Genomic DNA, 21821 nt, shown 5'->3' with positions numbered 1-21821 from the left:
AATGCACTACCACCAGTACTACCCGGTCGATGTGATCAACGGTCCAGGCACCCGCGCCACCCTGTTCGTGTCGGGTTGCGAGCACCAATGTCCCGGCTGCTACAACCAGAGCACCTGGCGGCTCGATGGGGGCAAGCCGTTCGATGAGGCGATGAGCGATCGCATCATTCACGATCTCAACGACAGCCGCATCAAGCGGCGCGGACTGTCGCTCTCCGGCGGCGATCCGCTCCACCCCGCCAACGTGCCGCATGTGCTGGCGCTGGTGAAGCGGGTGCGGGCCGAGTGCCCCGGCAAGGACATCTGGTGCTGGACCGGCTATCTGCTGGCCGATCTCAGCCCGGCCCAGCGGGAGCTGGTGGCCTTGCTGGACGTGCTGGTGGATGGCAGGTTCGAGAAGGCCCTGGCGGATCCCGGTCTGCTCTGGCGTGGCAGCAGCAACCAGATGGTTCACGACCTCAACGCCTGGCGGAAAGGAGGAGAGCGGATCCCCTGTCTGGTTTGCAGTTGAGGCCTTGGGTGTTTATGGTTAGGCCAACCCCAAGCGCTGTTTACACGAGGAATCCCGATGAACAATCTGCTCAAGATCCTGCTGGCCATCTTTCTCCCCCCGGTCTGCGCCTTTATCCAGGTAGGCTTCAGCCTCCATTTCCTCATCAACATAGTGCTGACCCTGCTGGGCGGTCTGCCCGGCATGGTTCATGCCCTCTGGCTGGTGGTAAGCGACAAGCGCGCCTGAGCCGTGAGAGATCACAAGGCCAGCCCTCCGGGGTTGGCTTTTTTTTGCCTGCCAGATGGGGGCTTCCCGGATGAGCCCCTTTGCCTGACACTGGCGCGTCGCTCATGGAATCGAGCGATACAACGAAGAGGGAATGTCAGTGCGTGTGAAAGGGTTGTTGCTGTGGGCCGCCCTGGCCCTGCTCGGGGGCTGTGCCAGCCCCACCGCCAAGCTGAATCAGCCTCCGGTGGATGTCACCTGGGAAACGCTGCCCGAATACTGGGTGCTGGTGGGGGATGCCATCAGTTTTAACCCGGTCGGGGGGCTGCCGGCGAAGAGGCCGGTCAAGGGGTATGTGACCCTTCGCTACCTCATCGATTCCAATGGCACGCTGTTCAGCCCAGAGGTACTGGAGTCCCAGCCTCCCGGCGTGCTGGATCTCATCGCCATCTCCGGGCTGGCGCAGCTGCGCTACCGGCCATCGGATCAGAATCAGCAAGCTATTCCGGCTCGGGTTGTGGCCCGATTCGAAGTGGAAGTGAAATGACAAACACCCCGGCCAGGCCGGGGTGTTTCGTGTGGGCTGTGTGCCATGACGGCGCGGATCACTGCTCCTTGCAGTCGTTGTAGCGGCTCTGCCACTCCCCGGCGTCATCACGCATCTCGACGAACCCCTCCTTGCCCTTGTTCCACCAGACCACCTCGTGATCGTCGGTATAGCGGGCGCCAGAGGCGGAAACCGCCTGGGGCAGGGTGTAATCCTTGCCATCGGGGAGGGAGAGCTTGACGAAGTTCAGGCTCTCGTCCGAGAGGGAGAAGTAGCGAACCTGCACTTTCTGGTTCTGTTCACACAGATAGGTGACGGGATCGCCGCCGGTCACTCCCAGCTTGCCGCTGCCCAGATCGCAGCCGCCGAGCAGGGTGATGGCGCCCGCCCCCAGTAGAAAGAGCTTGGCGTGTTTCATGTTTGATCCTCACAACGGTGTCATATGGCCTTGAGCCTAACAGGATGAGGCACAACTGCAACCTCGTGGCGGGAGCCCTGCGTCGGGATGCGTCCGTCTCCCTCTGGTCCGTGGGGCAGGCAAAAAAACGCCCCGGCAGGCAAGCGGGGCGAAAGGGAGCCGTCCAATGGCTGCAGAAAAGGGTCAGTGGCCGAACCGTGTCGCCTCGAAGCGATTGAGCAGCCGGTGGATGAGGTAGCAGGCGAGCAGGGTGACCACGATGGCAAAGAGGATGCTGCTCACCCGATAGAGGGCGCTGAACACCAGGTCGTTGCCCGGGGTCAGGTACTGGCCGAACAGGATGCCGAGGGTGGTGAGGGCACCGAAGCCGACTCCGGAGCCGCTCGCCTCCTTCACATGGGCATAGCTGAACAGCATGGCGCCGAGCCAGAGCACCGGGGTCACCAGCAGCAGCAAGCCGGACCAGTCATAGAGCACCAGCTGCCCCAGGATGCCGAAACTCACCCCCAGCAGGGTGCCCATGGCCCGCTTGCGGGCATAGTCCAGGGCGCCGTTCCAGTGCATGGGGAAGAGCAGCAGCAGGGTGGTGGCCTGGGCGGACATGGAGTCGCGCAGATCGAAGATCTGGAACACCAGGAACGAGAGGGTTGCGATGGACGCCCCCAGCAGGGCTTCGTGGCGCATCCGGTGCGGCGCCTTGGGGGAGGGGGCCGGCCTGGGGCGCTCCTCCACGTCCGGAATGAGGGCCGTCATCAGATAGGCGATGAGCACCGACAGGACGCTGGCCCAGAGGTTGCTGAAGATGAGGTCGTTCAGATCAATCCCGGGGTAGCTGGCAAAGTGCAGCATGATGCTGAGGCTGAGCACCCCGTTGGCACCGAACAGGAACAGGCTGCCCCGGGACATGGCGGCGAAACGGTAGAGGAAGAGCAAAAAGACCAGGGGGGTCATGAGCCCCGGGTGGCCGCCGAACAGGCCGCCGAGCAGCCCCACTTCCAGACCGCACATGGCGGCGGAGGCGATGAGCTGGCGGGCGGCGTGACCGTTCATCACCGGCACCAGGCCGAGCAGCAGCACCGGGGTGACGGTGAAGAAGACCCCGTTGCTCCAGCCGAAGATCTTGCACAGCACAAACCCCAGGGTGCAGCCAAAGGCGATGCGCAGACACTGGCGCAGTTCGTTGGGGGTGAGGGGTCTGTGCCACAGGTTCATGGTCGTCATCTCAATAGATGTAGTGCAGCAGGCTGAGCAGACGGATCTGGCCGCGGGCCAGCAGCCCGGTCAGGGTGTTGTCCGGCAGCAACTGCACCGTGGCGCGGGCCCCGGCCGGCAGGTGGGCGGGCAGTTGCTCCAGGGTCAGGTGTAGGCGCAGGCGCTGGGCATCGCGCACCCAGCGATCGGACTCGACGGGGTTCGCAAGCTGGCCGTTGGCGTCAAACTGGCCGGCACTGACCCCGGCATCCAGGCTGGCGACGCGGGCCGGATAGAGACGACCGGGCTCGCCGTCGAAGGCGACGAGGGCCTGACTGCCGGCGCTGACGTGGCGCAGGCTCTTCTCGCGAAAATCGGCGATCACGTCCACCTGCTCGGAGACCAGGGCCAGCAGGGGGGAGCCCGCATTGGCCACGCTGCCAGGCTTGAGCTGCAGGTTGGTGATGATGCCGTCCTGGCTCGCATGAACCCGGCTGTAGGCGAGGTTGAGCTCGGCCTGGGCGAGGCGGTTGCGGGCCTGGCGCAGCAGCAGGTTGTCTTCCCCTGGCAAGCCGCGGTTGACGCGGGCCTGCTCTACCCGGGCCTGGCTGCCGAGCAGGTTGGCACGGGCGGTGCGGGCGGCGCTGTCGGCGTCATCCTTCTGCTGTTCAGAGACCATGTGACGGCGGTAGAGGGCGTCGATGCGCGCCGCTTCCCGCTGTTTCTGGTCGGCCTGGGTGCGCAGCGAGCTGTACTCCGCCTCGTAGGCGGTCAGGGTCGCGTCCAGCTGGCGGTTCTGCTGCCTGGCCTGATCCAGGGCGAGCCTGGCCTGATCCACGGCGAGCTGGAAGGGTTCCGGGTCGAGGGCGAACAGCAGATCCCCCTGCTTGACGTGCTGGTTGTTGGCGACGGCGACTTCGACCACCTTGCCGCTGACCTGGGGGGCCATCCGGGTGACGACCCGGGTGGCCATGGCCTGGGGAGTCAGGGGCATCTTGATGTCGGCCAGCAGAAAGTAGCCAAACACCAGGACGAAGCAGACGATGGCCCACTTTATCCAGCGCTTGAATTGTTGATCCGGTGTCATCTTATTCTCTCTCTTCATGCTGTGCGGCTATCTTGCCGAGGGCGTTGGCGGAGATGCGGTGCACAATGTCTTCAAACTGGGCCAGCTCCTGCTGGCTGATGCCGGTGAGCAGCTCCCGGCGCACGGCGATGATGCGGCCCTCGATCTGATCGAGCAGCGCCTTGCCCGCCGGGGTCAGGGTGACGATGCGGGCCCGCTTGTCCTGGCTGCAGCAATGGCGCTCGATCAGCCCCTGCTCCTCGAGCTGACCCAGGGTCCGCATCAGGGAGGGGAGCTCTATCTCCAGGGCCTCGGCCAGGGTCTTCTGGCTGAGGTGGCCGCCGAGGCGGCTGAGTTTCCACAGGGCGGTCCAGCGGGGATGGGTGAGCCCCAGAGGTGCCAGCTCGAGATCGGCCACGGTGCGCCAGAGCCGGTGCAATCGCCCCAGCTGCTCGGCGAGGGAGAGTTCTCGCAACATCTCCAGATCCTTTTTCATGACGGGCACCTCAATTACTTAGCTTGCGAAGCATTCTATTTATTTCGCAGGCTAAGTAAATAGTGTGATACAGCTCACGTTCAGGTTTTTTGCCCGGGCCGTGGTGTTTAAGTTTTTATATGGCTTTGCGGGCCAGCTAACCGACAACGGCCGGGGGAGGCGCTAGAGTGGCCACCTTTGAGGTGCGCCAGGCTGGCCATTGACCCGGCCGGGGGACACCCTCACCCTGGGCTTTCCTGTCCGCTGCAAGGTTGAACGATGAAACTGCGCCACCAGCTAGTCACCCTCTCGCTTGGCTTGTCACTGCTGCTGATCCTGATCCTGGGCTGTCTGCTCGCCCTCTTCATGCGCCACCTGCTGGAGAACAACCTGAAGGAGAAGGGGAGCGATCTGGCCCGGGTGCTGGCGGCGGACAGCCGGGTGGTCCGGGCCCTGGAGAAGGGGAGCGATCCCGGGCTGCGGGATTATGTGCAGGGGATCTGCAGCCGCACCGATGCCGCCTACATGGTGGTGACCGACGAACATGCCAGGCGCCTGAGCCACCCCTCCCCCGAGCTGGTGGGCCAGACCTTCCGGGGGGAGGACATCTGGCCTGCACTCCAGTCGCGCGAGAGCTACTGCTCCCGGGACGTGGGCACCCTGGGCCCCGCCATCCGCTGCTTCGCTCCCGTGGTGGGGCCCGATGGCCAGGCCATCGGCGCGGTGGCGGTGGGTTATCTGATGCGCACCGTGGAGGGCACCTATCAGGAGCGGATCGCCCTGCTGGTCGGCGCCATCGCGGCGGTGCTGGGGTGCGGCCTGCTGCTGGCGCTCTGGGTGCAGCACCTGCTGCGCCGCACCCTGCTGGATCTGGAGCCGGAGACCATCGCCAATCGCTTCGCCCAGCAGGATCTGGTGCTGGAGGGGATCTCGGAGGGGATAGTAGCCCTGGACAACCAGCACAGGATCACCATGCTCAACAGCGCCGCCTTCTATCAGTTGCGACTGCCCGGCACCGGACGCCACGCCCTGCTGGGCCGCTCCCTGGCGGAGCTGGCCCCCGGCCTCGTGCCCACGTTGCAGCAAGGGGGGGCGGTCAGGTTCACCGTGCAGGGGGATGACTTCGTCGGCCACTGGCAGGAGCTCAGCGGTCGCGAGCCGGGGCGCATGCTCATCTTCAGCCGGCCAGACGGCACCGGCAGCTTGGGCATGCAGGTGACCCACCTGCGCCAGTACGGCGAGATGCTGCGCATCCAGACCCATGAATTCGCCAACAAGCTCAGCAGCCTCTCCGGCCTGCTCCAGCTCGGCCACGTGGATCAGGCGGTAGACCTCATCCAGCAGGAGAACGAAGCCTGCCAGAACATGTTGCAGGATCTGCTGCGGGTCATCGAGAACAAGCCGGTGGCCGGGCTTATCCTCTGCAAGTTCAGCCGGGCGCGGGAGCTGGGGGTGGAGCTGGTGCTGGATGCGGGGTCGGCCCTCGGGGAGTATCCGGCCGAGGTGTCGGCGGATCTCATCACCTGCATCGGCAACCTGCTGGACAACGGCATTCGCGCCGCCTGGGGGAACCGCGAGCACGCCGAGCCCAGGGTGCTGCTCTCCCTCGATGATCTGGGGCGGCGGCTGGTGATCGAGGTGGAGGACAGTGGCGAGGGGGTGGACGAGGCGCTGGCGGATCACCTGTTCGACTACGGTGTCAGCCGCCAGACCGGGGATCACGGGGTCGGCCTCTTCCTGGTCAAGAAGACGGTGGCCAGGCGGGGGGGCGTGATAGAATGGCGCCGCACCGCCGAGCAGACGACCCTGTTCGGTATCTATTTGAATAAAAACCAATTGGTGTAAGTCATGAAGCCAATCTTCACGCTGATTATCGAGGATGACGAGCGGATAGGCGCCATGTTGGGGGAGCTGGTCTCCTCCACGGCCGGGTTCTCCCTGATGGGGCGGGCCGGCACCCTGGCCGAGGCGGATCGCCTGATGGCAGGGAGCGAGCCCCACTTGCTGATGGTCGACATCTCCCTGCCCGATGGTTCGGGCCTGGAGTGGGTGAGCCGGCTGCGCAGCCACAACCGGGAGGTGATGGTGATGATGGTGACCGCCTCCTGCGACGTGGAGACCATACAGCAGGCCCTCAACCTGGGCGTGCAGGACTACGTCATCAAGCCGCTGCGGCTGTTTCGCATCCAGCAGAGCCTGGAGGAGATCCTGGTCCTCCATCGCCGCCTTTGCGAGCCGGGGGAGCTGGCCCAGAGCGACCTGGACCGCCTGATGGGCAAGGCGCGCAACCAGGGGCGGGAGGCGCGGGAAACCCCCAAGGGGATCGACGCCATCACCCTGCGCCAGGTGCTGGATCTGCTGGCGGGGGAGCCGGACAACACCTTCTCCACCGACACCGTGGCCCTGCGCCTCTCCCTGAGTCGTACCACGGCCCGCCGCTACCTGGAGTTTCTGGAGTCAGAAGATCGGCTGGACGTGGAGCTCAACTACGGCCAGCGCGGCCGCCCGGAGCGGCGCTACCACTGGCGCCGGGAGTCGTGACCCCGCCGCAGGCACAACGCCGAAGAGGCCGCGCACACCATGCTGCGCAGGCCGCGCAGATAAAAGGGAGCCTTTGAGCTCCCTTTTGTTTCGCCCCGATGCGACCCGGCCCCTCTATCTGGGGTCGCCCGAGAAGGGGTGCAGGGCGGTGCGGGCGCGCTCGAACAGGGCGATGAGGTGATCCGCCACGGCCCGCACCCGCCGGGAGTGGGCGAGATCGCTGTGGAGCACCAGCCAGATGGGCTGATCCACCCCGAGCTCCGGCAGCAGGCAGACCAGATCCGTCTGGCGGGCGAGGTAGTGGGGCAGTACCGCGAGCCCCAGACCGGCCTGGGCGGCGGCGAGCTGGGCCGCCAGGGTGCCGGTCTCCACCCGGCAGGGGCGGCCGCGCAGCATGCGGGTCATCCATCTGGCGGCGGGCAGGTGGCTCTGGGTTTCGTTCCAGCCGATGAAGTCATCCTGATCGAAGCTGGCGGCGTCCACCCCCGGGCTGCGGGCATCCAGGTAGGCGCCGGTCCCGTAGAGGCCAAAGCCCAGGGTGCCCAGGCGCCGCAGGGTGAGGTGGCCGGCATCGGGCTTGACCATGCGCACCGCGAGATCGGCATCGCGCCGGTGCAGGTTCACCGTCTGCACCCCGGTGACCAGCTCCACCCTCAGCTCGGGGTGCTGGGCAAAGAGCGTCGGCAGGGAGGGGATGATGAGGGGATTGGCCAGGTTCTCGGCGGTGGCGAGGCGCACTGTGCCGGCCACCTGTCCCTGCAACTGCCCCGCCTCGCCAAAGGCCAGCCCCGCATGTTCCAGCGCTTCGGCTCGCTCAAGCAGGGCCTCCCCGTCGTCGGTCAGGCGATAGCCCTGCTGGTGGCGGCTGAACAGGGGCAGGCCGAGGGCCGCCTCCAGCCTGTCCAGGCGCCGGGAGACGGTGGCCACCCCCATGCGCAGGGCGTGGGCGGCACCGCTCAGGGTGCCGCTGCGGGCGATGGCCAGGAAGACGCGGGCGTCGTCCCAGAGCAGGGGATCGTGCATAGTTTTTCCATAATCGGAAAATAGGTTGCCAGTTATCTCTATATCTCATTCATTTTCGGAAGACCATACTCCCCTGCAACTTGTCAGGGAGAAAATGCGATGCAACGACGAACACTGGGAGCCAACCTGCAGGTCTCTGCCCTGGGGCTGGGCTGCATGGGGATGAGCGAATTCTACGGGCCGCGGGACGATGAGATGTCCTTGCGGGTGCTGTCGGAGGCGGTGGAGCGGGGCATCGACCTGCTCGACACCGCCGACATGTACGGCCCCCACCACAACGAGGCGCTGATCGGGCGTTTTCTCGCGACCCGGCGGGGGCAGGTGAAGGTCGCCACCAAGTTTGGCATCGTGCGCCAGCACGGGGAGTACAGGCGTACCCTCGACAACAGTGCACGCTATGCGCGCCAGAGCTGCGAGGGCTCCCTGCGCCGCCTCGGCATCGAGCAGATCGATCTCTACTATGTGCACCGCCTCGATCCGGCCCATCCCGTCGAGGAGACCATGGCCGGGCTGGCGCAGCTGGTGCAGGAGGGCAAGATAGCCCGCATCGGTCTGTGCGAGGTGAGCGAGGCCACCCTGAGGCGCGCCCATGCCGTGCACCCGGTGGCGGCGGTGCAGACCGAATACTCCCTCTGGACGCGGGAGGTGGAGGCGGCGGTGCTGCCCGCCTGCCGGGAGCTGGGGATTGGTCTGGTGGCCTACTCCCCCCTGGGGCGCGGGTTTCTGACCGGGCGTTACCAGCAGGAGGCGGTGTTCGAGGAAGGGGATTTTCGGGCCAGTCTGCCGCGCTTTCAGGGGGAGAACCTCGCCACCAACCGCACCCTGGTGCAGGCGGTCATGGCCCTGGCGCAGCAGAAGGGATGCTCGGCGGTGCAGATAGCCCTGGCCTGGCTGCTGGCGCAATGGGAGGGGATAGTGCCCATCCCCGGCACCCGGCGCCTGACCCACCTGGCGGATAACCTCGGCGCCCTCTCGGTGCGCCTCTCCCCAGCGGAGCTCGGGGCCCTGGGACAGGCCATCCGGACCCTGCCGGTGGCGGGGGAGCGCTATACCGCCGAGGGGATGAAGGGGGTGAACGCATGAGCGGCTCGCACACGGATCGCCGTGAACGGGCGTTCGCGCTGCTGGCCCGGCTCGATCCCCAGGCGCCCACGCGGGTCGCCGCCAGCCTGGATGCCCTGTCACCGGAGCTTGCCGAGTTGGTGCTGGGGTTTGCCTTTGCCGATGTGCTCGCCCGTCCCGGCATCGATCTCTGCACCCGCGAGATGCTCACGGTGGCGACCCTGATGGGAATGGGCACGGCGCCCGGACAGCTCGAGTTCCATATCCGGGCCGCCCTCAATGTGGGGGTCAGCCGGGAGACCATCATCGAGATCCTGCTCCAGGTCGCCGTCTATGCCGTGGTGCCCGCCTGCATGAATGGCATCAGTGCGGCCCGCAGCGCCTTCGCCGCCCATGACAAGGCACGGGGGGCAGGGATTAGGTGGAGACGCCACCATGGCGAAAAGGTCAGGTGTGCCCTGACGGGGGCAGCAAGAAGGGAGCCGAGGCTCCCTTCTTTATGCTGCCACGGCGATGGCTTATGCCCCTTCCGGCAGAGGACGGCGTACCCTCGGCTTGAGCTGGGAGAGCATGACCCCGGTCAGGATGAGGCCGCCCCCCAGCAGGTGATAGCCGTGGATGGGCTCCCCCAGGGTGATGACGGCGATGAGGGCCGTGCACAGGGGCATCAGGTTCATGAAGACCGAAGTGCGCTCCGCCCCCAGGGTGGCGAGGCCGCGCATCCAGCAGTAGGCGGCGAAGAGGGAGGAGGCGAGGCCGGCGAACAGCACCATGCTCCAGCCCTGGGCGGGAATGGCCAGGGAGTCGGCAGAGAGGGCCACCGGGATGAGCAGCAGCACTGCCAGCAGGATCTGCAGGTAGAGGTTGAGCCAGGGGCCGAACGGCAGTTGCCAGCGGCGGATCAGCAGGCCATAGAGGGCATAGCTGGCCGCCCCCAGCAGCATCATGCCGTCGCCGGGGTTGATGCCGCTGTGCAGCAGTGCCAGGGGATTGCCCTGACCCAGCAGCCAGAGCACCCCGAACAGGGAGAGGCTCATGCCGAGCAGCGCCTGCTTGCCCGGCTTCTGGCCAAAGCAGCAGGCCCCGATGAGCAGGGTGAGCAGGGGCAGCAGGGAGCCGATGACCCCCATGTTGGTGGCCGAGGTGCTGTGGGCGGCGTAGTAGGCGAGGCACTGGTAGAGCACCATGCCGAGCAGGGAGAGCACCAGCAGCTTGCCGAGCCAGGGGCGGATGTCGGCCCGGCGGCGCCAGAGCTGCGGCAGACAGAAGGGGGAGAGCGCGAGGGCGGCGATCACCCAGCGATAGAAGGAGATGGCGGCGGGATCCAGCACGCCGGCGGCGGCCTTGGAGACCACGGTATTGGCGGCCCAGATCAGGATGGCGAGCAGGGGGAAGAGAAAAGGCATAGGCACTCCTTGGTACGATGGGGAGAGTCTAGCCTTGTCTTGAACGAGGTAAGTAGCGTAAATAAGACATGTCATAACCGCTTTGGGACAATCTGCATGGGCACCCTCACCCTGGCCGAGCAGGATCGCCTGCTGGCCGACCCCAACCCCCTCTACTTTCGCTACAGCCAGATCCAGGGGGGCAACGCCTGCGCCGAGCACGCCCACCCCTGGGGTCAGCTCAGCCTCATCAGCCTGGGGGTCATGGTGGTGGAGGTGGGGGGAGAGCGTCTGGTGGCGCCTCCGGATTACCTCATCTGGGTGCCGGCGGACCTGCCCCACACCGCCTTCAACGAGCAGACCCTGGATTACACCTCCATCTACGTGAGCCACGCGCTGGCCCCGCGCCTGCCACGGGAACCCCAGCTGCTAGCCCTCACCCCCTTGCTGCGGGCCCTGCTGGAGGACTTCACCCAGCGCCGGGTCGGGCACATGGAGGATGAGTGGGATGCCCGTCAGGGTGAGCTCTTCATCGAGAAGCTGGCCCGCACCCGTTGCCAGCCGAGCTACCTGCCCCAGAGCCGGGATCGCCTGCTGGCACCCTTGCTGGCGGCATTGCAGGCGGCGCCGGAGGACAACCGCACGCTGGTGGAGTGGGCCAGGGCGCTGCACACCACGGAGCGCACCCTGGCGCGGCGCTGCCAGAAGGAGCTTGGCATGAGCCTGGGCCAGTGGCGCACCCGGCTGCGGCTGGTGAAGGCGCTGGACTGGCTGCGGGGCGAGATGCCGGTGCAGGAGATCGCCTGGCGCCTCGGTTACGCCTCCACCTCGGCTTTCATCGCCATGTTCCAGCGCGAACAGGGCTGCGCCCCCCAGCGCTATCGCCAGCAGCTGGGCCAACCCGTGGCCTGAACCGCATGAAAAAGGGCGCCTGCAGGCGCCCTTGTGGATCACGGGATGGGCTTAGAAGAAGCCGAGGGGGTTGATGTCGTGGCTCACCAGCAGGTTCTTGGTGTTCTGGTAGTGGTCCAGCATCATCTTGTGGGTCTCGCGACCGATCCCTGACTTCTTGTAGCCGCCAAAGGCCGCATGGGCCGGGTAGGCGTGGTAGCAGTTGACCCAGACCCGGCCGGCCTGGATGCCGCGCCCCATGCGCCAGGCCAGATTGCTGTCCCGGGTCCACAGGCCCGCCCCCAGCCCGTACTGGGTGTCGTTGGCAATGGCCAGGGCATCCGCCTCGTCCTTGAAGGTGGTGACCCCGAGCGCCGGCCCGAAGATCTCCTCCTGGAACACCCGCATCTTGTTCTGGCCCGAGAAGATGGTGGGCTGGATGTAGAAGCCCCCCTCCAGCCCGCTCACCTTGGCCGGGCCGCCGCCCAGCAGCATCTTGGCCCCTTCGCCGCGGCCAATCTCCATGTAGCTCAGGATCTTGTCGAACTGCTCGCGGGACGCCTGGGCCCCCACCTGGGTCGTGGTGTCGAGGGGGTTGCCCTGCACTATGGTGCGGGCGCGGGCCAGCACCCGGTCCATGAAGTCGTCATAGATGCTGGCCTGCACCAGGGCGCGGGAGGGGCAGGTACACACCTCCCCCTGGTTGAAGAAGGTCATCAGCATCCCTTCCACCGCCTTGTCGATGTAGCTGCTCTCGTGCTGCATTACGTCGGCGAAGTAGATATTGGGGGACTTGCCACCGAGCTCCACGGTGGAGGGGATCAGCTTGTCGGCGGCGCAGCGCAGGATATGGGCGCCCACCTCGGTGGAGCCGGTAAACGCCAGCTTCTGGATCCGGTTGCTGGTGGCGAGCGCCTGGCCCGCCTCGGCGCCGAAGCCGTTGACCACGTTGACCACGCCGGGGGGCAGGATGTCCTTGATGAGATCCATCATCAGCATGATGGTGACCGGGGTCTGCTCGGCGGGCTTGAGCACGCTGCAGCAGCCGGCCGCCAGTACCGGGGCCAGCTTCCAGGCGGCCATCAGCAGGGGGAAGTTCCACGGGATGATCTGGCCGACCACGCCGATGGGCTCCTTGAAGTGGTAGCTGACGGTGTTCTGGTCCAGCTCGGCGGCGGAGCCCTCCTGGGCGCGGATGCAGCCGGCGAAGTAGCGGAAGTGATCCACCACCAGGGGCAGGTCGGCGGCCAGGGTCTCGCGCACCGCCTTGCCGTTCTCCCAGGTCTCGGCGACGGCGAGCCGCTCGATGTTCTGTTCGATGCGATCGGCGATGCGCAGCAGCAGGTTGCTGCGCTCGGTGACGCTGGTCTTGCTCCAGCTGGCGAACGCCTTGTGGGCCGCGTCCAGGGCGAGCTCGATGTCGGCGGCGTCGGAGCGGGCCACCTCGCAGAACACCCGGCCATCCACCGGCGAGATGTTCTCGAAATAGCGGCCGGCGCGCGGCGCCACCCAGTCGCCACCGATGAAGTTGTCATAACGGGATTTGAAGCTGACCAGGGCACCTGCCTGACCGGGAGCGGTATAAATCATCTCATCATCCTTATGTGTGTGGTCCTGACCGGCCTGGCGGGCAGTCCGGTTGCTTCCTGTCATCGCAAGGGGCGTGCCAGCGGGCGGCGCTCTACACAAAAAGGTTGCAAAAACGTTATCAAACGGGGTGCCAAGGGGTATCTTGGTTAACCAGTGCCCCCTAGGGCGGCCCCCGAACTGTGCCGTTTCTGAACATCGGGTGTGACACTGTGCCGTTTGTGAACAGGAGACGTGATGAAGGCGCTCCCCCAAGGCGGCCCTATTCGCGAGTGTGTAGAAGGAGGTGTGATGAGCGAGTTGCCTCAATCCGGTGCCAGCCCAATCCAGCGCTCCTGGGAGCGCTGCCTGCATCAGGGGCTGAGCCGCCAGCAGAGCGCCGAGCTGGACTTGCTGCCCCAGGGGGAGCTGTCGGCTCGCCAGGAGCAGCACAGGATGCTCATCGCCTGCTTCCAGCGCTTCGTGCTGCCGCTCTTTGGCCAGTTGCTGGCAGGCAGACCCTGTCGTCTGCTGTTGTGTGACGGCGAGGGGGCCATCCTCGCGGTGAGCGGAGACGACCGGTTTGCCCGCCATGCCGAGCGCATTTTTTTGCGCAGCGGCGCCCGCTGGGGGGAGGCGAGCAAGGGCACCAACGCCATCGGCACCGCGCTGGCCGAGCAGAGCGAGGTGCAGGTGCTGGGGGCGCAGCACTTCTTCGCCCAGCACAGCTTTCTCAGTTGCAGCGCCTGCCCCCTGCTCGGGCCGGACGGGCAACTGCTCGGCGTGCTCGACATCTCCACCGATGCGGCCCACCACGGGGGCGACATGCTGGGCACCGTGCGCCTCCTGGCCATGACCCTGGAAAACGCCCTGCTGGCCCGCCAGCCGGGCTGGCTGGTGGATCTCGATCCCCAGAGTCTCTGGTCTGCCCGCCTGCTGCTGGGGGAAGGGGGCGAGCTGCTCGGGGCCAACCGGGCCGGTCGGCTCTGGCTCGGCCAGCACCCCTTCGACGGTCAGCAGTTGCTGCGCGAGCGCCGCGGCCTGCGGCTGGTGCCGGAGGCGGGGGAGCGCGCCGCCAGGCTCCCCCTGCCGAGCGCGGTTGAGGAGGGGGGATCGCAGGCGCAGCAGGTGCCGCTCAAGATGCTGGAACGGGGCATCTCATTGCTCATCGAGGGGGAGACCGGCAGCGGCAAGGAGCACCTGGTGCGCACCCTGCACGCCAGTTCGAGCCGTCGGGCGCGGCCTCTGGTGTGCGTCAACTGCGGCGCCCTGCCGGCGGAGCTGGTGGAGGCCGAGCTGTTCGGCTACGTGGGGGGGGCCTTCAGCGGTGCCCGCAGCCAGGGCAGCCAGGGCTATCTGCGCGCCGCCCACAGCGGCATCCTGATGCTGGATGAAATTGGCGAGCTGCCGCTCCAGGCCCAGACCCGGCTGCTGCGGGTGTTGCAGGAGCGCGTCGTCACCCCGGTGGGCAGCCACAGACCCGAGGCGGTGGATTTCTGGCTGGTCAGCGCCAGCCATCGGGATCTGGCGGCCATGGTGGCGGCCGGCACCTTTCGCGAAGATCTCTACTACCGCATCTGTGGCTGGCGCCAGCAACTGGCACCCCTGCGGGCCTGGTCGGTGCCCGAGCGTCAGGGGCTGATCCTGAACCTGCTCGCCCAGATGGACCCGGCACTGCAACTGAGCCGGGAGGCGGAGCAGCGGTTGCTGGCCCACCCTCTGCCCGGCAACGTACGCCAGCTCAAACAGGCGCTGGAGGTGGCCTGTGTGCTGGCAGAGGGGCAGGGCTGGATTGAACCTGCCCATCTGCATCTGCCCGCCGTGGCGGGGGGAACGAGCTCACCTTTGGGAGGGAGTACCCTGCGCGAGCAGAGTCGGCAGCGGGTGCAGCAGACCCTGGCAGAGTGCGGCGGCAACGTGAGCGAGGCGGCGCGCCGTCTTGGCATCAGTCGCACCACCCTCTATCGGGCGCTGCGGGAGGAGGGGTGAAGGGTGTCGCGCCGTCCAGCGCTTGTGTAGACTGCGGTGGCAAGGACGTTTTTTCGTTATGTTTCCATCGCAGGGAGTGCGCAATGACCCATCTCACGACCGACGAGGCCCCCCGCCTCTCTCCCGGCGGCTGGCCGATGCCGCTTGCGCCCCATGGGGCCCGTGCCGGTTAGTCGGCACCCGTCTGCGCCCGGTGCGGCGCGTGTAATAACCTTGGATCTGGATCAGCGCGGTCCGGCGCTTCAAGGTATAGGGTAAAAGCCCTTTTTCAGGTGTGATGCCGATGATCCCTTCCTATTCCCGCATGACGACGCTGTTGTTCTGGTGCCTGCTGGCGGCGAGCCTGCTGGCCATGGCGATATTCGAATTCGGACCCGAGCGGCGGCTCGACATCCTGAGCCAGGCCGGTTTGTCCGTGCGTGCCCAGGATGACAGGGCCCACAAGGGCTCCTCCGTCGCCACCCTGAGTCAGGGGGGCGACAGACCCGCCATCCAGTGCACTCTGCGAAGCCAATATGCCTATCCTTTCTGCGAGCTGGTTCTGACCCTGACCGATCCCGAGCAGGGGCTGGATCTCTCCGGCTTCACCGGGGTGCGGGTGAGGCTGGATGTAGAAGGGCAGGGGGTACAGGCCTGGCGCCTTTATCTGCGCAACTACGATCCCGTCTACTCGACGCGGGAAGACGAGAGTTCCCACAAGTTCAACGAAGTGCTCTTCACCGCCAGGGATTTTGGTCGTGAGCAGGATGTCCCCCTGAATGTCTTTGCCCCCAGCTCCTGGTGGGTGCAGCAGTACGATATTCCGCTGGTCCAGCGGGGGCCGGATCTGCACCATGTTTAGGCCATCGAGATCGCCTCCGATGACAAGATGCTGCCGGGGGAGTACCGGTTGCGGCTCGAGCGGCTGGAGTTCTATGGCCGCTGGTGCAAGCCGGGGGACTTCTATCGCTATCTGCTGCTGGGGTGGCTTGTCTACGGCGTGCTGCTCTTCCTGGTCCAGAACCTGATGTTCGGGGATCGGCTGCGCAAGGCCAGGGAGGCGCGCCTTGCGGCTGAAGCCCTGAGTGCGAGCCTGTGCGAGCAGAACCGGCGCACCGAGGAGGAGGCCCGCTACGATCCCCTGACCGGGGCCCTCAACCGGCTCGGTGGCGAAAAGCTGCTCGGGGAGCTCGGCGAGATGCCGCTCTCCTTCATCTATATCGACATCGATCACTTCAAGGGGGTCAACGACGGTCACGGCCACCCGGTGGGGGACGAGGTGCTCAAGCACATGGTGAGCGAGCTGCTGCGCCATTGTGACAGCCTGTGCCGACTGGTGCGCTGGGGTGGGGAGGAGTTCGTGCTGGTATGCCTCCATTACGACGAGGGACGGGCTGCCGCCCTGGCGGAGCGGCTGAGAGGGGCACTGGAGGGGTACAGGCACTGGCCGCTGGGGCTCGGGATCACCGCCTCCTTCGGGGTGGCCGAGCGGCGCAAGGATAGCCTGGAGCAGGCGCTCAAGCGGGCCGACGAGGCGCTCTATCAGGCCAAGCAGAATGGTCGCAACCGGGTGGAGGTGGCGCCCGACTGATCCGGCGCTGGAGCCCATGGCCGGGCGGGGCTATCATGCGCCCCATCATTTATCCGAGGAGAGATTCCATGGCACAACACATTGGCGCCCTGACGCTGCTGGTGGCGGATTACGACGAGGCCATCGCCTTCTTCACCCGGGGAATGGGCTTCGAGCTACTGGAAGACACCCCCTCGACGAGCCGGGCAAACCGGGCAAACGCTGGGTGCGGGTCGCTCCCAAGGGGGCTCCCGGCTCCGCCCTGCTGCTGGCTCGCGCGGCCAACGAGGAGCAGCGCGCCGCCATCGGTCGCCAGGGGGGCGGTCGGGTCTTCCTGTTCCTCGAGACCGACGACTTCTGGGGCGATTACGAGCGGATGCTGGCCTATGGTGTTCATTTTTGTGAACAGCCGCGCCTCGAACCCTACGGCACCGTGGTGGTGTTCGAGGACATCAGTGGCAATCGCTGGGACCTGCTGCAACTCGCTGCTGCCAACTGAATCTGAAAACGTTTATCATCCCGCCCGTCATAAAGTCATAAAAGTGTCACAGAAAGTTCTAATAATTGGCGCACCCATCTTCACAGAGGAGAGAGAAGGGATATGGCTAAGCGAATTCTGGTGGTCGAGGACGAGGCACCGATCCGCGAAATGCTCTGCTTCGTGCTTGAGCAGAAGGGATATGAAACAGTAGAAGCAGAAGATTACGCCGATGGACTGGCAAAGGTGCGCGAACCCTACCCCGAACTCATCGTGCTGGACTGGATGATGCCAGGCGGCAGCGGTATCCAGTTCCTCAAGCAGCTCAAGCAGGATGAGATGACTCGCCAGATCCCGGTGGTGATGCTGACCGCCCGGGGCGAGGAAGAGGACAAGGTGCGCGGGCTCGAGGCCGGTGCCGACGACTACATCACCAAGCCCTTCTCCCCCAAGGAGCTCACCGCCCGCCTGCATGCCGTGATGCGCCGTGTCTCTCCCACCTCGGTGGACGAGGTGATCGAGGTGCAGGGGCTCAAGCTGGATCCTGTTTCCCACCGGGTCAGTGCCGAGGAGAAGGCCCTCGACATGGGGCCGACCGAATTCAAGCTGCTGCACTTCTTCATGACCCACCCCGAGCGGGTCTACAGCCGCGAGCAGTTGCTCAACAACGTCTGGGGTACCAATGTGTATGTCGAGGACAGGACGGTGGACGTGCACATTCGCCGCCTGCGCAAGGCCATCGAAGAGACGGGGCACGACAGATTGATCCAGACGGTGCGCGGGGCCGGCTACCGCTTCTCGACCCGTCTCTAGGTCAGGGCCAGTGCCGCCAGCCCCTGCCGGCGGGCATTGGACCCGGCTCTTTGGTGTCTCTAGGAGATCTTAATGTTGCAACCTTACGCCTGGCGGCGACAGTTGTGGCGAATGGCGTTCTTCTACAGTCCCTTCGTCTTGGTAGGTTGGTTAATCGATCATCTCGTTCTTTGCCTGCTGGTGGCCACTGTGGTGCACCTGGTCTGGCACTACCGCTTCCAGAAGCGGCTGTCGGACTGGCTGTGGCACGATCGCAGCCTGGTGCCGCCCCACGGCAGCGGCAGTTGGGAGCACATCTTCAACGGCATCTACAAGTTGCAGCAGCGTCACCGGGCCCGGCGCCGGGAGCTGGCGGGCCTCATCCGCCGCTTTCGGGAAGGGGCGGAGGCGCTGCCCGATGCGGCCGTGGTGTTTCGCACCGACGGCAGCATCCTCTGGTGCAACCGGCTGGCGGAGCAACTGCTCGGCTTTCGCTGGCCCGAGGATGCCGGCCAGCACATCGGCAACCTGATCCGTCACCCCGCCTTCGTCGCCTATCTGGGCAAGGGGCAGTATGACGAGCCGTTCGAGATGCACTCCCCCATCAACGAGGAGAAGTTCCTCGAATTTCGCATCATGCCCTATGCGGAGGACCAGGCCATGCTGGTGGTGCGGGATGTGACCCGGCTGCGCAGCCTGGAGAAGACGCGCAAGCACTTCGTCTCCAACGTCTCTCACGAGCTGCGCACCCCCCTCACCGTGCTCAAGGGGTATCTGGAGATGACCGAGGAGCCGCCGCCCCCCGCCATGTGGGCCAAGGCGCACAAGGTGATGATGGAGCAGACGATCCGCATGGACAATCTGGTCAACCAGCTGCTCACCCTGTCGCGCATCGAGGCGGCGCCCACCGTGGATCTCTCCCATCTGGTGGACATGCCCGCCATGCTGGGGCTGCTGGAGCAGGAGGCGCGGGCGCTCTCCGGCGAGCGGGCCCACGAGATCGTCTTCATGGTCCAGCCCAATCTGCTGGTGCGCGGGGATCAGGATCAACTGCGCAGCGCCGTCTCCAACCTGGTCTACAACGCCATCCACTACACCCCGGCGGGGCGCAAGATCACCGTGGAGTGGCGCAAGCAGGGGAGCATGGCGCTGTTTGCGGTGCAGGATGAGGGGGAGGGGATCCCCCCCGAGCATCTGGCACGGCTCACCGAGCGGTTCTATCGGGTCGACAAGGCCCGCTCGCGCCACACCGGAGGGTCCGGGCTCGGCCTTGCCATCGTCAAGCACGCCCTGAGTCATCACGATGCCCATCTCGATATCGAGAGCCGGGTCGGTGCGGGCAGCCGCTTCAGCTTTCTCATTCCCGCCCGCATGGTGCTGGTGAAATAATATTTTGTGTCAATGTGTTAGCAACGAGAGAAGGGCTGCATCGCAGCCCTTTTTTCATCCGGGCCACTCTCGGTCCATGTCATCAAAGTGTCATATAAATTCCATAAATTTGTCACTGCCAGGCCAGATACTGGCGCCGTCTTAAAGAACGGACCTTCTGTAACACTGGAGAAGGAGTGGTGCTGGCCCACGGATCATTGCGATCGGGTGTCAACCACGTTTAGACGTCAACCTGACGATTGCCTTCTGCAACCTTGGACTTGGAGAGATTGGATGAAACTCAACAAACTGGCTGGTGTCATCGGATTCACCGCGGCAACCCTGTTTTCTGTCAGCGCTCTGGCTGCCGGTGTGGATAAAGACCTGCCGGAATACACACCGACCAGCGGCATCTCGGGCAACCTGTCCTCTGTCGGCTCGGACACCCTGGCCAACATGATGACCCTGTGGGCCGAAGAATTTAAGCGCATGTATCCCAACGTCAACGTGCAGATCCAGGCCGCCGGTTCTTCCACCGCACCGACTGCCCTGACCGAGGGCGTCGCCCAGTTTGGCCCCATGAGCCGTGCCATGAAGGCCGGTGAAGAGGAGGCATTCGAGAAGCGCTACGGCTACAAGCCGACCGCCATCCGCGTCGCCGTCGATGCCCTGGCGGTGTTCGTCAACAAGGACAACCCCATCAAGGGGCTGACCATGTCGCAGATCGACGCCATCTTCTCCAGCACCCTCAAGTGCGGCGAAGCCAAGGCGGCCACCAAGTGGTCTGATCTGGGTCTGGACGGCAGCTGGTCCGGCAAGGATCTGCAACTGTTCGGTCGCAACTCCGTGTCCGGTACCTACGGTTACTTCAAGGAACACGCCCTGTGCAACGGTGACTTCAAGAGCGGCGTGAACGAGCAGCCGGGCTCCGCCTCCGTGGTACAGTCCGTCTCCTCCTCCCTGAACGGCATCGGCTACTCCGGTATCGGCTACGTCACCTCCGGCGTGCGCGCCGTTCCGCTCTCCAAGGATGGCAAGACCTTCATCGAGGCGAGCTCCGACAACGCCATCACCGGCAAGTACCCGCTGTCGCGCTTCCTGTACGTCTACGTGAACAAGCATCCGAACAAGCCGCTCTCCCCGATGGAGCAGGAGTTTGTGAAGATGATGCTCTCCAAGGCGGGCCAGACCATCGTTGCCAAGGACGGCTATGTGCCGGTCCCGGCCAAGGTGGTTCAGGCCGACCTGAAGAAGCTGGGCATCATGTAACAGAACATGCCCTTGCAGAAAAACGAGCCCCATGCGGGCTCGTTTTCATTGGTGCGCCCCAGGATCTTTTTGGTCGCAAGGCGCAGCGCCCGGCTTGCGCCGGGCGGCGGCATTTCCGAGAATAGGGCAACTTCACGGCAAAGGACCCTCTCATGCGCGCATCTTCCCTCTCCAGACTGGCCCTGACGGCCTTGTGCAGCGCCCTGCTGGCCGGCTGCGCCCAGTCACCGACCGGTCGCAACCAGATGCTGCTTTTCTCCCCCCAGCAGATGAACCAGCTGGGCGCCGACTCCTTCACCCAGATGAAGCAGCAGGAGAAGGTGAGCACGGATGCCAGGATGAATGCCTATGTGGGCTGCGTGGCCAAGGCGGTGACCGCCCAGGTGCCTGCCAGCTATGGCATCACCAGCTGGGAGGTGGTGGTGTTCGACTCCAAGGAGATCAACGCCTTCGCCCTGCCCGGCGGCAAGATCGGCGTGTACAGCGGCCTGCTGAAAGTCGCCAAGAATCAGGACCAGCTCGCCACCGTCATCGGTCACGAGCTGACCCACGTGCTGGCCCAGCACTCCAACGAGCGCCTCTCCCGGGATCAGCTGACCGGTATCGGGCTGGCGGTGGCGGACGCCGCCATCGGCAGCAGCGACAGCCTCGGGGGCGCTGCCACCATGGCCGCCCTGGGCCTCGGGGTCCAGGTGGGGATAGCCCTGCCTTATGGCAGAACCCAGGAGAGCGAAGCGGACCGGCTCGGTCTCGAGCTGATGGCCCGCGCCGGGTTCAACCCGGCCGAAGCCGTCACCCTGTGGCAGAACATGAGCGCCGCCTCCGGTGGCAAGGCACCGCCCCAGCTGCTCTCCACCCACCCCAGCGACCAGAGCCGGATCGCCAACCTGCAGGCCCAGCAGGCCGAAGTGCAGCCCCTGTACCAGCAGGCGAAAGCATCAGGGCTGGTTCCCCAGTGCAAGGCGTAAGCCTGCGCCTGGCGCGTCCCGCCGATGCCGCCGCCATGACGGTGATGCAGCGGGCGAGCTGGCTGGCGGCCTACGGGGAGGTGCTGGGGGCCGACATGCTGGCCCAGTTGGCGGTGACCGACCACCTGCAGATCTGGCGACACCGGCTCGCCGAGCCCGGCCCCGTTCCCATGCTGGTCTGTCAGGACGACGTGGTCATCGGCCTGCTCTACTGGCAGCCGGAGCTGGCGGGGGAGTACCCCACCGCCTGGATCCGCGCCTTTTACCTGCATCCCGACCACTGGCGCCAGGGCCACGGCAAGCGGCTGTGGCAGGCGGTGGCGGTACAGATGCGCCGGGCCGGTTGCGAGTGCGTCAGGCTCTGGCTGCTGGATGGCAATCACATCGGCGAGGGATTCTACCTGCGCCGCGGCTTCATGTTCGACGGTCAGGAGCGCACCCTGATGAGCCTCGGACAACCTTGCCAACAGCGACAAATGTTCCGTTTGCTTTGAGCTGGCTCCCGTTTTTCGCCCCCGGTCACTT

22 protein-coding genes and 2 pseudogenes are annotated in these 21821 nt (G+C 65.6%); 17 read left to right on the top strand and 7 right to left on the bottom strand.

Annotation, left to right across the window (positions count from 1 at the left end):
• Position 1: 1 nt before the first annotated feature.
• The 3 genes from nrdG to C3F36_RS04440 all read left to right on the top strand — a co-directional run bounded on the left by nrdG (position 2) and on the right by C3F36_RS04440 (position 1265).
• A complete protein-coding gene (gene nrdG, locus C3F36_RS04450; protein WP_010673453.1) occupies positions 2-511 on the top strand; it encodes an anaerobic ribonucleoside-triphosphate reductase-activating protein in 510 nt (169 codons plus the stop codon).
• 57 nt (positions 512-568) lie between these two features.
• Entirely contained in the window at positions 569-739 is a 171-nt protein-coding gene (locus C3F36_RS04445) for a YqaE/Pmp3 family membrane protein (RefSeq protein ID WP_010673454.1), read from the top strand.
• 133 nt (positions 740-872) lie between these two features.
• Positions 873-1265 carry an energy transducer TonB gene (locus C3F36_RS04440; protein WP_104454565.1) on the top strand — a complete coding sequence of 131 codons (393 nt, stop codon included), beginning with the start codon at positions 873-875 and terminating at the stop codon, positions 1263-1265.
• Between the two features lie 58 nt (positions 1266-1323).
• Here C3F36_RS04440 and C3F36_RS04435 read toward each other — a convergent pair whose 3' ends face one another.
• The 4 genes from C3F36_RS04435 to slyA form a co-directional block, all read right to left on the bottom strand.
• Positions 1324-1683 (bottom strand): MliC family protein, encoded by a 360-nt coding sequence (locus C3F36_RS04435; protein WP_010673456.1) that lies wholly within the window; start codon positions 1681-1683, stop codon positions 1324-1326.
• A 183-nt stretch (positions 1684-1866) separates the two neighbouring features.
• The gene (locus C3F36_RS04430) at positions 1867-2895 is read right to left on the bottom strand and encodes a DUF2955 domain-containing protein (protein ID WP_010673457.1); all 1029 of its coding nucleotides are present in this window, start codon (positions 2893-2895) and stop codon (positions 1867-1869) included.
• Between the two features lie 10 nt (positions 2896-2905).
• Positions 2906-3961, bottom strand: a complete 1056-nt coding sequence (locus C3F36_RS04425) for an HlyD family secretion protein (RefSeq protein WP_010673458.1) — start codon at positions 3959-3961, stop codon at positions 2906-2908.
• Position 3962: 1 nt separating this feature from the next.
• Complete coding sequence (slyA, locus tag C3F36_RS04420) at positions 3963-4436, bottom strand: transcriptional regulator SlyA (protein ID WP_010673459.1); 474 nt, start codon at positions 4434-4436, stop codon at positions 3963-3965.
• A 258-nt stretch (positions 4437-4694) separates the two neighbouring features.
• On the opposite strand from slyA, the gene C3F36_RS04415 reads away from it, so the two are divergent.
• Positions 4695-6260, top strand: a complete 1566-nt coding sequence (locus C3F36_RS04415) for an ATP-binding protein (protein ID WP_103260630.1) — start codon at positions 4695-4697, stop codon at positions 6258-6260.
• Between the two features lie 3 nt (positions 6261-6263).
• Positions 6264-6956, top strand: coding sequence for a response regulator (locus C3F36_RS04410; RefSeq protein WP_041213368.1), 693 nt, complete (start codon positions 6264-6266; stop codon positions 6954-6956).
• 114 nt (positions 6957-7070) lie between these two features.
• Here C3F36_RS04410 and C3F36_RS04405 read toward each other — a convergent pair whose 3' ends face one another.
• Positions 7071-7979, bottom strand: coding sequence for a LysR family transcriptional regulator (locus tag C3F36_RS04405; RefSeq protein WP_043152344.1), 909 nt, complete (start codon positions 7977-7979; stop codon positions 7071-7073).
• A gap of 99 nt (positions 7980-8078) precedes the next feature.
• Here C3F36_RS04405 and C3F36_RS04400 point away from each other — a divergent pair, with 99 nt between their 5' ends.
• The gene (locus C3F36_RS04400; RefSeq protein ID WP_104454564.1) at positions 8079-9062 is read left to right on the top strand and encodes an aldo/keto reductase; all 984 of its coding nucleotides are present in this window, start codon (positions 8079-8081) and stop codon (positions 9060-9062) included.
• A pseudogene (locus C3F36_RS04395) lies at positions 9059-9358 on the top strand (carboxymuconolactone decarboxylase family protein); the annotation flags it as partial. The gene C3F36_RS04400 and the pseudogene C3F36_RS04395, both read left to right, overlap by 4 nt.
• Positions 9359-9559: 201 nt before the next feature.
• Here the strand turns inward: C3F36_RS04395 and C3F36_RS04390 are convergent.
• The gene (locus C3F36_RS04390) at positions 9560-10447 is read right to left on the bottom strand and encodes a DMT family transporter (protein WP_104454563.1); all 888 of its coding nucleotides are present in this window, start codon (positions 10445-10447) and stop codon (positions 9560-9562) included.
• 96 nt (positions 10448-10543) lie between these two features.
• Between C3F36_RS04390 and C3F36_RS04385 the strand changes: the two genes are divergently transcribed.
• Positions 10544-11338 (top strand): AraC family transcriptional regulator, encoded by a 795-nt coding sequence (locus tag C3F36_RS04385; RefSeq protein ID WP_010673466.1) that lies wholly within the window; start codon positions 10544-10546, stop codon positions 11336-11338.
• A 51-nt stretch (positions 11339-11389) separates the two neighbouring features.
• Here the strand turns inward: C3F36_RS04385 and exaC are convergent, their stop codons facing one another.
• Positions 11390-12907 (bottom strand): acetaldehyde dehydrogenase ExaC, encoded by a 1518-nt coding sequence (gene exaC, locus C3F36_RS04380; RefSeq protein ID WP_039039283.1) that lies wholly within the window; start codon positions 12905-12907, stop codon positions 11390-11392.
• Between the two features lie 288 nt (positions 12908-13195).
• Here exaC and C3F36_RS04375 point away from each other — a divergent pair, with 288 nt between their 5' ends.
• The 9 genes and pseudogenes from C3F36_RS04375 to C3F36_RS04340 all read left to right on the top strand — a co-directional run bounded on the left by C3F36_RS04375 (position 13196) and on the right by C3F36_RS04340 (position 21790).
• On the top strand, positions 13196-14872 hold the full coding sequence (locus tag C3F36_RS04375) for a sigma-54-dependent Fis family transcriptional regulator (RefSeq protein WP_104454562.1): 1677 nt from the start codon (positions 13196-13198) through the stop codon (positions 14870-14872).
• 283 nt (positions 14873-15155) lie between these two features.
• Positions 15156-15713, top strand: a complete 558-nt coding sequence (locus C3F36_RS23740; protein WP_233759713.1) for a hypothetical protein — start codon at positions 15156-15158, stop codon at positions 15711-15713.
• A 27-nt stretch (positions 15714-15740) separates the two neighbouring features.
• The gene (locus C3F36_RS23735) at positions 15741-16442 is read left to right on the top strand and encodes a GGDEF domain-containing protein (RefSeq protein ID WP_233759712.1); all 702 of its coding nucleotides are present in this window, start codon (positions 15741-15743) and stop codon (positions 16440-16442) included.
• Positions 16443-16510: 68 nt separating this feature from the next.
• Positions 16511-16920 (top strand): annotated as a pseudogene (locus tag C3F36_RS04365) (VOC family protein).
• Between the two features lie 102 nt (positions 16921-17022).
• A complete protein-coding gene (gene phoB / locus C3F36_RS04360; RefSeq protein ID WP_010673471.1) occupies positions 17023-17712 on the top strand; it encodes a phosphate regulon transcriptional regulator PhoB in 690 nt (229 codons plus the stop codon).
• A gap of 72 nt (positions 17713-17784) precedes the next feature.
• A complete protein-coding gene (phoR, locus tag C3F36_RS04355) occupies positions 17785-19080 on the top strand; it encodes a phosphate regulon sensor histidine kinase PhoR (RefSeq protein WP_010673472.1) in 1296 nt (431 codons plus the stop codon).
• A gap of 273 nt (positions 19081-19353) precedes the next feature.
• The gene (locus tag C3F36_RS04350; protein ID WP_039039286.1) at positions 19354-20328 is read left to right on the top strand and encodes a PstS family phosphate ABC transporter substrate-binding protein; all 975 of its coding nucleotides are present in this window, start codon (positions 19354-19356) and stop codon (positions 20326-20328) included.
• Between the two features lie 152 nt (positions 20329-20480).
• Entirely contained in the window at positions 20481-21296 is an 816-nt protein-coding gene (locus C3F36_RS04345) for a M48 family metallopeptidase (RefSeq protein ID WP_010673474.1), read from the top strand.
• Complete coding sequence (locus C3F36_RS04340) at positions 21284-21790, top strand: GNAT family N-acetyltransferase (RefSeq protein ID WP_104454561.1); 507 nt, start codon at positions 21284-21286, stop codon at positions 21788-21790. The genes C3F36_RS04345 and C3F36_RS04340 overlap by 13 nt, the downstream gene beginning before the upstream one ends.
• Positions 21791-21821: the final 31 nt, after the last annotated feature.

Origin of the sequence: Aeromonas sp. ASNIH2 (assembly GCF_002934795.1) — a bacterium.
In the GTDB taxonomy this organism is placed as follows: domain Bacteria; phylum Pseudomonadota; class Gammaproteobacteria; order Enterobacterales; family Aeromonadaceae; genus Aeromonas; species Aeromonas caviae.
This window is presented reverse-complemented; position numbering and strand designations above follow the sequence as displayed.